Source organism: Sapientia aquatica, from assembly GCF_004358105.1.
GTDB classification, from domain to species: Bacteria; Pseudomonadota; Gammaproteobacteria; order Burkholderiales; family Burkholderiaceae_D; genus Solimicrobium; species Solimicrobium aquaticum.
Genome location: NZ_SMYL01000023.1, coordinates 1 through 13,031, shown reverse-complemented (window position 1 = coordinate 13,031; position 13,031 = coordinate 1). Strand labels below are relative to the sequence as shown.

General features: G+C 49.9%; 7 protein-coding genes and 1 pseudogene. 1 reads left to right on the top strand and 7 read right to left on the bottom strand.

Annotation, left to right across the window (positions count from 1 at the left end; translation table 11 throughout):
- Positions 1 to 47: 47 nt before the first annotated feature.
- From E2I14_RS18765 to E2I14_RS18755, 3 genes are all read right to left on the bottom strand, one after another.
- Positions 48 to 719, bottom strand: coding sequence for a hypothetical protein (locus E2I14_RS18765; protein ID WP_133331416.1), 672 nt, complete (start codon positions 717 to 719; stop codon positions 48 to 50).
- A gap of 287 nt (positions 720 to 1,006) precedes the next feature.
- Positions 1,007 to 1,381, bottom strand: a complete 375-nt coding sequence (locus tag E2I14_RS18760) for a VOC family protein (protein ID WP_133331414.1) — start codon at positions 1,379 to 1,381, stop codon at positions 1,007 to 1,009.
- Between the two features lie 186 nt (positions 1,382 to 1,567).
- Entirely contained in the window at positions 1,568 to 3,067 is a 1,500-nt protein-coding gene (locus E2I14_RS18755; protein WP_206105684.1) for an amidase, read from the bottom strand.
- A gap of 268 nt (positions 3,068 to 3,335) precedes the next feature.
- Between E2I14_RS18755 and E2I14_RS18750 the strand changes: the two are divergent.
- Positions 3,336 to 4,356: pseudogene (locus E2I14_RS18750) on the top strand (sulfate ABC transporter substrate-binding protein).
- Between the two features lie 147 nt (positions 4,357 to 4,503).
- On the opposite strand, the gene E2I14_RS18745 reads toward E2I14_RS18750, so the two are convergent.
- From E2I14_RS18745 to E2I14_RS18730, 4 genes are all read right to left on the bottom strand, one after another.
- Positions 4,504 to 5,724 (bottom strand): alkaline phosphatase family protein, encoded by a 1,221-nt coding sequence (locus tag E2I14_RS18745; RefSeq protein WP_165967901.1) that lies wholly within the window; start codon positions 5,722 to 5,724, stop codon positions 4,504 to 4,506.
- Positions 5,725 to 5,941: 217 nt separating this feature from the next.
- Positions 5,942 to 7,879 carry a beta-galactosidase gene (locus tag E2I14_RS18740; RefSeq protein WP_227544819.1) on the bottom strand — a complete coding sequence of 646 codons (1,938 nt, stop codon included), beginning with the start codon at positions 7,877 to 7,879 and terminating at the stop codon, positions 5,942 to 5,944.
- Positions 7,880 to 8,010: 131 nt separating this feature from the next.
- Positions 8,011 to 11,061 (bottom strand): TonB-dependent receptor domain-containing protein, encoded by a 3,051-nt coding sequence (locus E2I14_RS18735; RefSeq protein WP_133331410.1) that lies wholly within the window; start codon positions 11,059 to 11,061, stop codon positions 8,011 to 8,013.
- A gap of 18 nt (positions 11,062 to 11,079) precedes the next feature.
- Complete coding sequence (locus tag E2I14_RS18730; RefSeq protein ID WP_133331408.1) at positions 11,080 to 12,912, bottom strand: TonB-dependent receptor; 1,833 nt, start codon at positions 12,910 to 12,912, stop codon at positions 11,080 to 11,082.
- Between the last annotated feature and the right edge of the window lie 119 nt (positions 12,913 to 13,031).

Sequence of the window (13,031 nt, the reverse complement as noted above, 5' to 3'; positions counted from 1 at the left end):
AGCAACTGTACAAAAACGCGCCTGTGGATTCCGAAATCGGGACAATTTCAAGATCGCCGTATATTTCCATTGTGGCGGGCTTGACCTTTATCCGACTTCAGCGACCCACAGGAAAGTCTGATGAATCCATAAAAACAATCTCGGTCATAACCGACGATAGGTATGGCGTGGCCACCAAGGGGAATCTCCGTTTTCCAATCTCTGACTAATGCCCACGGTTTGCGCTGCTTGTATTGTTTTTCGGCGCTTTTGGTTAATTGCACGCCCACATACACCAGTCCGTACAAATAAGCGGCCTGCTTAATCATGGCAATGTTGTGCACATTGATTGGTGTGTAGCCAAGAATTCGGTGGCCCCACAAACCACCGCGATGCCATGTTTTGAGCACATTAGCTTCGATTAATCCGGCTTGTGGGGTCTTGGCGAATTTCCGATATTCGCGCACCACTTCGGAGGTCAGCGGAACCGGATTTGACTCGTGGGTAATCACGTTCCATAAATGGATCGCGTGCGCGGCGGCGGCCATGGTGCAATCGCCGTAATAGGCGTTGCCATCCAAGGGCCAGCGTTTAATCTTGGTGTAGGTGTCGAGCGATGGGGGAGCTTTGGGTAATTTGGCGGTTGGCTTTACATAGCTGTGATATTGATTTAAACCAGCCGGAAATTGCGGGAGTGCCTTTTTAAACTGACGAACAACAGATGCCGTATTGCGCTTCATGTTCCTAATCCTTATTAAAATTTAATATCGGCTAGTTCACACTACTACGTTGACTTTGTTGCTGTGCTGCGGGGGGAACTGAATGGGTGCAAAAGTATTGAGCAATTAAATGGTGAAAAACAATAACACAATTTTTAACAATTGCTGCGTATTTGATGAGTGCGATCAGCACGCGATTTGGGTTGGAATTCGATGGGAATTTAAAGATGTAGCAAAAAAGCTATTGAATCACAAAAAGCGCCGCCGACTGGTTGTTCATCGGCGGCGCTTTGGGAACTACAACGCGCTTATTTCGGGCGATGCAATACGCACAACTTATTACCCGCTGGATCACGTAAATACGCTAAATACAGCTTGCCGCCGTTACGCAAACCCGGTGGGTCTTCACACGTTGTGCCGCCATTGGCAATACCGGCTGCGTGCCACTGATCGGCGATTTCAGCGCTTGCAGCAGAAAAACCAATCGTGCCGCCGTTGCCCGCGCTGGCTGGTTCGCCATTAATCGGTTTGGTAATTCCTAATAAACCGGATTCCGTTTTGTAGAATACCCGCCCCTTATCGTCTTCGTGACCGGGTGCGATACCTAAGGTGCCGAGCACTGCATCGTAAAATTTCTTGGAAGCGGCGACATCATTTGCGCCGACAAAAATGTGACTAAACATGGTTTTCTCCTGATTGAATTGTGATTATTTAGACCGAGCGATCAACTTCCAATAACGCCAGTTGCGCTGAACTCGTCCCAAGGACGCAGAGGTTAACATTTACCCGCCTAAAGCGCTAACAGTTTGCCCGCTGAATCTGCAAGAAAATGGGACAAGCCAGTTGGTTAGCGAAACTGCAATGCATGCTCAACCGAGTGCCAAATTAGGTAATTTTTTGAACCACGGTTGCGCCGTTTCTAACTGGTTCGCCAATTGCAATAGACGCGCCTCACTGCCAAACGGACCGCAAAATTGAACGCCTAGCGGCAAGCCTTCATCAGTCCAATACAACGGCACACTCATGGCCGGAGTTCCGGTCAAATTCGCCAATTGCGAAAACGGCGTAAAGCTCAAACTATCGCGTGCGATTTGATCGACCAAACCATCGGTGATACCCAACCGCGCCAGCACGTTCAACAGGCCTGAGTGCAACAACATGCCCAACATTGCTTGCTGCCAAACTGGTAAATCTAATTCGCCATGACGGATTGGTGCTTGCGCCAGCGTGGGTGTGAGGTACAAATCAACCCGCGTATAAAAGTCACCCAAAACGCGCGCAAACTGATTCCACTTGCGATGACTGCTCACATATTCTCCCGCGTTCATAGCTCGTCCAAGCACGCCTAAAATTTGCGTCAACATTTCAAAATCCGAGGCACACGCGCCGAGCGAGCGTGCTTGCGCGATGGTGGCAGCGACATGGCCGTAATACATATGAATATAGCAGCGCGCTAATTCTGTGCCATCGTAGCGCGGTGCGTCTTCCACAACTTCGTGACCGAGCGATTGCAACAACGCGACCGTTTTATCGACCGCAGCCACTGCATCAGAATGAACCGCCGTGCCGAGCGGGGATAGTCGATTGACCGCAATCCGCAAACGTCCCGGTTCTCGCACTGCCAATGCGGAAAAAGCTTGCTCAGGACGCGCAATCACGAAGGGATCACCGACTGCCGCAGCGCTTTGCACATCAAGCGCCAAAGCCGTATCGCGCACGCTGCGTGAAATCACCAAATCACTCGATGCACCATCCCAAACTTCGCCCTGCGCTGGCCCGACTGACACGCGACCGCGCGATGGGCGCAGGCCAAACAAACCGCAACACGCCGCCGGAATCCGAATCGAACCACCGCCATCATTTGCGCCCGCCATCGGCACTATCCCCGCCGCAACCGCCGCAGCCGAACCGCCGCTGGAGCCACCCGGTGTGCGCGTCACATCCCACGGGTTGCGCGTGATACCGAATGCGCTCGATTCGGTCACGCCTTTGAGCGCTAATTCTGGTGTGGTGGTCTTTCCAAAAATTTGCGCCCCAGCATCTAAGAAACGCTGCACGATGGTGGAATGTTGGGTCGCAACGATGTTACCAAACGCGCGACTGCCGTAACTCGTTGATTGTCCCGCGTAGTCTTGCGTCACTTCTTTAATGAGCATCGGAACACCAGCCAAAACACCACTCACATTGGGCGCTTGACGCTGCGCATGTTCCAGCAGCAAGGCACTGACGGCATTGATCTGTGGATTAACCAGCTCATATTGCCGCAGCGCGGCAGCTAGCAATTCCTTTCCCGAGATCTCTTTGTTGCGCACCAGCGCGGCCATGGCGGTTGCGTCAAGCTGCACATAGTCTGATTGGGTAATCGTCATGCCTACGTCTCCTGTTTTTTATTTATTGATTTATTTATTCATTTCCGCAGGAATATAACAGATACGCCAATCGCGATAATGTTGGCCGAAGCAATAGCGGAGAAATAACGGACAAACAACATCCCCTTAAGCTCAATAGATTAAAACCTACCTCGTGAAATCGAAGCAATTCCATACTATTTTTTCAACTAAGGATGAAACAAAAATATTGTTTGCTTTCCGCGATTTGAGCAGCACAATACAACATCTCCCACTACCGCTTACGATTATGTCCACCCAAACACCCATTCAATTCGCCTCGCGCTGGATTACTTTGCTCCTTTCTTCGGTCACGCTGATAGCCATCTCACCAGCGCACGCAGACGTGACGATTCTCAATGCCTCGTATGACGTCACCCGCGAAGTATTCAAAGATATCAATCCAGCCTTTGCCGCTGACTGGAAAAAAAGCTACTGGCGAAACAGTCATCATCAAGCAGTCGCACGGCGGCTCTAGTAAGCAAGCGCGTTCGGTGTTGGATGGAATGGAAGCCTCGGTTGTGACGATGAACCAGCCCACTGACATCAGCATCTTGGCCGCGAACGGCATCGTCTCAGCGCAATGGCAGCAGCGCTTCCCCAACAATGCCGCACCGTTTTATTCCACCATGGTGTTTTTGACCCGAAAAGGCAACCCAAAAAGCATCACGAGCTGGGACGACTTAGGCAAACCAGGTTTGAGCGTGATCGTGCCTAATCCCAAAACCTCAGGCAATGGTCGCTACACCTATTTGGCTGCATGGGGCTCGGTCATCAATAGCGGCGGCAGCGAAGCCCAAGCGCGCCAATTAGTCACGCGGCTATTTAAGAATGTACCGGTCTTAGATGGCGGCGGACGCGGCGCCACCGCCACCTTCACGCAGCGCAATATTGGCGATGTGTTGATCACGTTTGAAAATGAAGTGGAATTGGTGCGCCAAGAATTTGGCGACAACTTCGATGTGGTCTATCCAGCGAGTTCGATTTTGGCCGAATCACCAGTCGCGGTAGTGGATAAAATCGTGGATCGTTTAGGAACGCGCAAACAGGCCACCGCTTATTTACAATTTATGTATTCCGAAGCAGGTCAAGACATCATCGCGCGCCACTTCTTCCGACCACGTTCGGCAATCGCCGCACAAAAATACGCAGCTAATTTCAAACCGATTACGCTATTTACCGTAGAAAAAATCTATGGCAGTTGGGCGCAGGTCCAGAAAAAGCATTTCGACGATGGCGCGGAATTTGACCAAATTTATCGAGTACGTTGAGGCGCAATCTGCGTAGGGAACTCTCCCGAACTGTGCAGAGATATTGATCTAAAAAAACGGCGAAGCACTGCCACATTAATGTTGTTGGCATTCGCTTCGCCTGTTAATACATCCGATCTCACCCGCGCGAGATCAAACCTAGCGCTATCACTTCCCAGCAGCGCCAAACACTTCATCCATCACTTGCGAAGTCGCGTCGCACGCATGATTTAAACAAGGTAGGCCAAATCCTGCCTGCATGGTTTTCAATAATGAGAAATGGTCATAGGGTTTGTTGCTCCGCTTTTTATTCGCCGCATAGTTGGTTTCAACCAGCATCACAACCCGATTGGCCGCATTCGAAAAATCGTTTTCATCCCACACTACGACGATCACATTGCGACCGTGTTTCCAGCTTGGTGAGCTCTTAATCCCACCGACGATTTGGGCCAACGCAGCGTCGCCTTGCTGCATCAATAACGCTCTCTGGGCATCAGTTTTAGATGAACAGATCGGCGTTCCGCCAGCGACGCCGCCGTGCATATCGTGGCATTGATTCGGTACAATTAATGACAGGTTAGGCATGGTGTTTTGTAAGTCGGCCCACAAGCCGTTAGCACCATTAAAATCAACTACCCGCGCAAAACTTAGCTCTGGATTTTGACCCACTTGGATATTACGGAAATAGGCGAAGGGGTTGTGTTTGACGGCATACAGTTTTTGAATTGGGCCAGACGCAAAAACGCTCGCTGGACTCAGATTCGACCATGCACCATCGGAGTAATTTACGCCTAATGCGCCGGGCGCAACGGTGGGCAAATCCTCTTGGTAAGTTTTCCAACTACGATGGGTGGCAACCAATTGATCGGCAATCGACTTCGGTGTGAAGCGGGTGGCGGGATAGTCGCGCAAGGCGCAATTGTTCGGAACTGCTACGTCTTTGACCTCGACTTCACCATTGCATTGACTGGCTTCGGTGGCGGTGGCAACTACGGCATTATCGAGACCTGCTTCAGCGATCGGAGCCATCGGATTAGCGCAACCTTTGCTATTGGGCGCATTGTCCACGCAACCGGTTCCAACCCAGTTCGGCCAAAAATCGTTGGTCAGACCAAAGTTTGAACCTCCAACTATTTCCAAATAATTCGGTGCGCTGGGGTGACCAACTGCAAAATAGTTGGTGGCGTGGTTAGCAACTTTAGAATAGGCGTTGATAAATGGCGCATTTGGGTTGCCGAGAATATCGGTATTGGTTTGATTTTCCATCAAGATCAGAAAAACATGATCAAGTTTGCCAAATCGGCTCGCCGGTATGCTGGTATCAGCAGCCTTGGTTTGTCCAGCGGCTAAGCCAATTGCCAGCGCAAGCAGCATCCAATGTTTTTTCATGTTTGATCTCCGATTAAGTTGTTCAGCCCGGTGTCGACAAATTTGCAGCAAATTATAAATTGCCACCGCATTGTGCATGGCAAATTTTTCAGGATGATGAAAGCCGTTTGAATTGCCAATTCAGCCATCCAATTAGCGTTAAATTGAAAACACTCTGGGCTCAATACCCAGCCCAGCTAGACCCAAATCCGATACTCGCCGCATGGGGCTATCAACCCTAAGCGAGCTTATCTGCCAAAAAGATCGGCGCCGCCTTGGTCTGATGCAAATCAAAAATAATGATGTCGTTCGCGCCCTGCTGTAACCAAGGTGCGGGACAGTACAGCCGTTTCTGGGGGCCGATATACCAATAGCGCCCCAGATTGTGCCCGTTGACCCAAACCACACCTTTGGTCCAGTGACTAACATCAATATAGGTATCGGCTACCTCGTCCAAGTTAAGCGTCAATCTAAAGAATAGACCCGCTTTGTTCTCCTTGGTCACAATCGGTTGCAAGTGTTGGATATAGCTTGAATCCATGGGCAATAAATACGTCAACCAATCCGTTAATGCTTGGCTCGCAATGCCGCCACCAGTTGAACTCGTTTGTAGCATCAGCGGCTTTACTACACCTTTGTTGTCGCCCAGTTCCGCGCCATAGTTAATATGTCCCAGCGACTCGACCAACACATCTAACATGGGATCTTCTGTTTCAGCCTGCCAGGCCAATGACGGTGGAGTTGGTCGATTATTGAGTTGGAGATGATGCTTAACGATCTGAACGTGCGATAGCTTCACGCGGGAAAATCCGCCCACATAGCGATCATCAATAAACACGGTCGCGTAATCATTAATTTGCGGGGCAATTAAGTGAGCGTGCCTCGCGCCAGTTAGCTGCTTACGATGCAAAACATACGCGCCTGATTGGTTTAAGTCTTCAAAATTGTTCAGCTCAACCGTCTTAATCGGCTCGGGTAAATTATCCCAAAGCGAGGCAAATAAGGTCGGCATTAAATGCGGATACGCACGCCAGTTTAAGGTGGGAATTGCATTAGGCACAGGCGGCAGCGGTTCATGCAGAGCGGCTTGAATCAGTCTTCGGTACTTAAAATACGCTTTCGTCGGCGCACCTTGTTCACTAATCGGCGCAGCATAATCGTAGCTCGTGATATCCGGCTGGATATAACGCGCCTCGGTATTGGCACCAGCGTTAAAGCCAAAACTTGTTCCGCCATGAATGACATAAATATTGAAGGAAATGCGATGCCGCATAAAGTCCTGCAAGGTCGAACTAATATCGACATCGGTCCCTTGTAATTTGGCTTCGCCCCAATGAGTTAGCCAGCCCGGGTACAGTTCGCCGCACATCGCTGGTGCGCCAGGATATTGTTTACGCACGGCGATGACGTCAGCCAATTCGCCACCGCTTAAACCAATTGCTGCGCCCGAAATCGAGGTGCTATTTTCGCGCAATTGCGGCAAGCCATCTTGGGTGTAGAACGGCCCGGTTATGCCTTGCGCTAGCCAACACTGGCGCAGCTCTTCCAAATAGCGCGTATCGCTGGCAAAAGAGCCAAATTCGTTTTCAATCTGCACCATTAAAATCGGACCGCCGTTGGCAATCATTAATGGTTTAGCGATTGCAGCAATGCGCTCCAAGTAGCGTGTCGCTGCCGCCATATAACGCGGAGCTTTAAGGGAATTAGCGCGCAGCGGTGTGCGTGGCGTTTTCAATAAATAAGACGGGATACCGCCGTTGTCCCACTCGCCGCAGACATAAGGGCCGGCGCGCAGCAAGACCCACATATGCTCTTGCTGACACAAGCGAATAAATTCAGCGATGTCATGACTTGGACTGGTGAAATCAAACACGCCTTCGGTGGTTTCGTGAAAATTCCAAATCATATAAATCGCAATCGTATTCATGCCCATAGCTTTGGCCATTTGGATTCGATGCAACCAATATTGATGTGGAATGCGAGCCGGATGCATTTCACCGCTGCGGATTTGGAACGGCTTTTGGTGCAATAGAAACTGGCAACCATCTTCACTAAACCGAAATGGCGCCTCGGTGCGCTCAACGCTCTGCGCAAAGGTTTTGAATCCACTCAACATAGCAACGGAAGCGGCGATTCCCGTACTACCGATTTTTAAAAATTGACGTCGTTTTATCATCCCTGTTCCAGCATTATTCTTTGCGAAGTTAGTCCATCAAAAAAACGGCACGAGCATCATCGCGATGATCGTGCCAAGTGAGAAGGTCGTCTTAGCGTACTAATTAAAACTTATAAATGAAAACTTAAAAATTAGAACTTGTAGTTCGCCGTCAATTTATAGATACGGCCACTCATGTACGGAAATTCAAACTGGTTAATTCCCATCCATGCTTGCGGATCGTATTGCGGTTCATGCCCAAACAAATTCTGCACGTTTAAATTTAAGCTAACTTGCGCCGTTGGATGCCAATTGACATTGCCAGTCCAATATAAGCTGGACGCTAGCCCGTTTTCGCACTGCGTTTTTGTGACGTTGTAGTTACCTTCACAGGATGCCAGATCACTAAACGCGCCGTTTGGATAGGCCGACAAAATGGCTTGCGGGCCAGTGTAATTAGCCATCAACGATAAATCCACATCGCTGTAATGCCACGCTGTTGAAAATACGCCCGTGATGCGCGGCGTGCCGTAAGTGCCGACTTGATTGCCGATCCAAGCTGGATTCGCGCCCAATGATTCAATCCGGTGTTTGATGGTCGCTTTCCAGCCGAAATCGAGCTTGCCGTAGCCACTCAAATCAACGTGAGCATTGGCGTTGACGTCAAAACCATCGACCAAACTTTGAGTCTGGTTGATATAAGAATTGATCACGCCAGCCAAATTACCGTATTGATAGCTAGGTGCACCGCCGGCACAAATACTTGGTGTGGCAGCGCAGGCGGTGGCAACTTGATTATTGATCGCAATATCCCCGATCGTCAGTGGGCCGCGCACAAATACACCGGGAATGCCGCCAGGGCTTTGGGCTGATCCGTTGGCCACCAAAGTATTAGGATTGTTTTGAACAATCTCGTTTTTACGATCGATAATCCAATAGTCAGCCGAGATATCAAACTGCTTAACCGGATTAAAAATCAAACCAAAATTAGCAATATTGGCAGTCTCTGGTTTGAGCTTGGGGTTCGGCGTGGTAATGCCACCGGCGACCGTGCCAGTGCATTGCGAAGAGCTTTGTAAGCCCTGCGCGGTCAACACATCTTGTTGATTAGGTGACTTCGATAGCGTCGCGATGATGGCATTGGTTTCAGCACAACGTACTGGATCGTTGACCACGGTTTGTTGATAAATACCGCCGGTTCCCGATTCGGCCAAACTCGGCGCGCGGAAGCCTTGCGAGAAGGTTGAACGTACTACCAACGAATCGGCAACCTGATAACGAATTCCGACTTTAGGCACGATGTGATTAGCGAAGTCAGGATATTTATCATCCCGAATCGCAGCGTCGATTTCCAGCTTTTTGGTTAACGGAGCCAAGATCTCAGCATAGGCCGCTTCGGTTGAGCGACTACCTTGATACCAAGAACCACCCTGCCACGCAATTTGACCATTCGCGGCATTGCCGGCGCCTGGGCTACTGAACGATTCGTGGTTTAAGTTAGCACCCGCTGCCATCATGACGTCGCCACCGCTGAGCGTGCCAATTTTGCCGGAGACTTTACCGTCCCAGTTGGCGATTTCATCCCATGACTCGTAACTGAAATACGGAAACATTTGCTTCATCAACGCCAAATTATTTGCGTTAGTGACGCCTAATTGGTAAGCCGGATGATCGCTAATGACTTGATACGCGCCGCTCGGTGTATTGACCGTTGTGAACGGCCCAAATGCCGCTAATATGCCCGCCGGACTTGGGTTGTAGCCCTGACTTTCTAAGTCGCCGTGCGTGCCCGCAATAGTGATGGCGGATTCCCAATCCCAGTTGTTTGCCAAGGTGCCGCGCAGACCGGCGACGATGCGATATTCATCGTCGGTGTCGATGTGGCGCGAGAATTTTGGATCATCCAACAATGTGTAATTCAGCCCAGCAACGCCACCCATATTGCCTTGCAAGGCCGGATTATTGGCGACCACGTTGAACGGATTGGTGGGCGATAAATAAGGGAAGGCGAAATTATTTAAGTTGAATCCGGTATTGCGCGCATACCAAGACCAGTTACCACCGCTATACAAGTTGGGCGGCGATAACTGGGTCGTGAGTTTGACCATCGTGCCAGATAACTCGATAAATCCTTCCATCGAATTATCGAACTCGTAGTGACCATTAATGAATAAATTAAGGCGGCGTGACGAGGGAATCCAGTTATTACCCAGTGCCAGCGAATTCAACGCGCAAACTGTGTTGAGGGATGATTGCTGCGCGGCAGAACCGGGCATCACAGGAGTCGGGCATCCCGGGCTAGGTTGATTAATCGTGGTCCCTGCGTCGGTATAAGTAAATTGCGTACCCGGATTAATGACATCCGGCGCGCTACCATCCTTGCCGTGAAAGCCAGCAATATAGGTCGGATTGTAGTGCAGCCAAGTCGGGTTAAGTACGTTCAGAATTTGGTTTTGATAGACCGCTTCGCGATCAAATAAATTAAGCGTTCCATACACATTGAATTTATCTGTCGCCAAATCACCGAACCCAAAACTCCCGCCAATATTGTATTCGTGGTTATTGGAAGTCTTAGGAACCGCCGTGCCGCTAGCGTGCAACTCGGCGCCGTTATAACTCTTTTTGGTAATGACGTTAATCACACCAGCCACAGCATCAGAACCATAAATCGCGGATGCGCCGTCAGTCAAAATCTCCACCCGCTCGATCGCATCAACCGGAATCGTATCGATATTAACGAACTGATATTGACCACCGTAAGCCGTGCCGTAATTTGATAAGCGGCGACCATTTAATAACACTAAAGTCGCCTCGGGACCGAGTCCGCGAAGATTGGCATCGGTTGCACCTTCGGTGCCGGTAAACATACTCATCGAATCGACTAAATCCGGCACTGCTTGGCTCACGTGCACCAAAATTTCTTGCAAGGTATTGGCACCCATTTGTTGAATTTCTTGTTTAGAAATCACTGTCACAGGTGATGCCTGTTCTGCATCCATACGCTTAATGTTACTGCCGGTGACTTCCACCCTATGCACTGGCTTGGATAAATCCGGCAAGTTGTCGTCGGCTTGTTTTTGTGCGCTAGTTGCAGCCGCATCCGTCGTCTGCGCTGCGGCAACGCTTAACAGCGCCAGCGTTCCGAGTGCAACTACTACCGCGTGTGCAATCATTTTCTTTTTAAACGCGCTATGTTTATTCATCGTTATCTTCCCCAACTATTAGTCAAATTTATGGTTGTATTCCAGCGTCAAGCGACCGAATCTAGGGCCCGCCAATGCACCGGCCTGACCAAAATTAGGATTGACTAAGGTGCCGGAGTTATAGGTTTCGTTTTCACTCAATTCAGTCTGACGATTGAGCACGTTGAACACATCGACCTTAAATTTCAAACCACGCAAAATCTCTGGTTGATAAGCCACTTCCAAGTTCAACTGCACGTCGGTTGGCAGGCGGCCAAGGCTGCCGCGATCGGCTGCTACGCCATTGCAGTAGAAAAAGCTTGAGCCGTAACCAGCGGCATAGCTTCCCGGTTGTGCGTTAGGGTAGTTGCCGTAGCAGCTCTTTGGCGCGCCGGTTTGAATATTCAAATTACTGCCCAAGGTCCATTCGGGAGTGACTTGGAAATAGCCGATCGCTTTGATCACATGGGTGTGATCGTTTGGTAACAGGCCATAGGAGTTATCCATAATCTGCTTGATATTCCACACAGCCGTTTCCGTTACGGTGCCGCCGCCCGCCGTATCAATTTCGCCTTCGGTATTGCCCTTTAATTGCGAATAGGTGTAGTCAACGCGGCCATACCAGCTATCTCTAAATTCGTGCTCGGCAAATAAATTGAGCGCTTTATAGACGCGCGTGGCAGCACGTGGATAGCCAATATCTGCCGCACTCAAATTAACTTTAGTCAGTTTTCCATTACCGGTGAAATCTTCCAGCAAGGTGTTGGCCTGACCTGGATTAATCAGAATGCAGTTTTGCGCGACATTGCTGTTATCGAAATAAGTGGAATCAATTCCGTGTGCAGCGGCCCAGTTATCAATCGGCGCAGGATCGCACAACTGTGCTTGCGTGCTACGCAGTTTGTTGTAGTTCACGCTCAAACCAACGTTAATGCCTTTTGCCAACGCCTTTTCAAAGCCAAGAGTAAATTCATCGGTATATAAGGGCTTAATATTTTGCGCGACCGATTCTTGCGGATTAAGTGGCTGACCAAAATAGCCATTAACGGAGACAACACCGCTGATCGGATTCAAACCAGTTGGCGCGCCAGTCGTTGGGTTCACACCGGTGTAGGTGTAGTACTGATTCGTCGCAACGATGGAACCCGATTGACCAACCACGATCATGTTCGGCTCTGGCATGTAGTAGCGTCCGGCATTGCCAAACACTTTCAAAGTTTGGTCGCCGTTCACATCCCACGATGCACCCAGTCGCGGGGCGAGTTCGTTGTGTTGTGTTTCAACGACTTGACCAAGATCATTGCGGTTGGTGAATTGCTCATTACGCAGTCCTAAGCTCAATAGGACTTGTTTATTTACCTGCCAGCGGTCTTCAATATATTGCGCGGACGAGGTTGTTTTTGGCTTAGCGCCAATGCTGCTGAAATCACTCTCAACGTAATAACCTTGCGTCCCATAACCACCGCCTTGGGCTGGGGTCAAATTGCCGCCAAACGGCAACGGACTGGTGGGACTATTGGTTTTGTCGTACTGCCACAAACCACCACCTGCGGTCGAAAAGCCATAAACCGATTCAGTTTTGGTGTAATCGATACCACCACGTATCGAGTGATTGTTGAGGTGATATTCAGCATCCAGACGGAAGGTTTTATCGCTGTCTTCCGAACCTGGTCGGGGCAGATTGCCGCCAACCACTTGCGGGTTGTTATAGACCAAACCCGGCACCTGGGTTGCAGGTGTTGAGGATGTTTGAAACAGGTTAGCGTCGTAACCGTTAGGAGTCTGCTTGTGGCTCGAGCTCGATGTACCATACAGCGCGGTAATCGTTAGATCGCTCGTCACATAACCGGTGTATTTAAAAATATGATTCATCAGACTTTCCTGTGGGTCGCTGAAGTCGGATAAAGGTCAAGCCCGCCACAATGGAAATATACGGCGATCTTGAAATTGTCCCGATTTCGGAATCCACAGGCGCGTTTTTGTACAGTTGC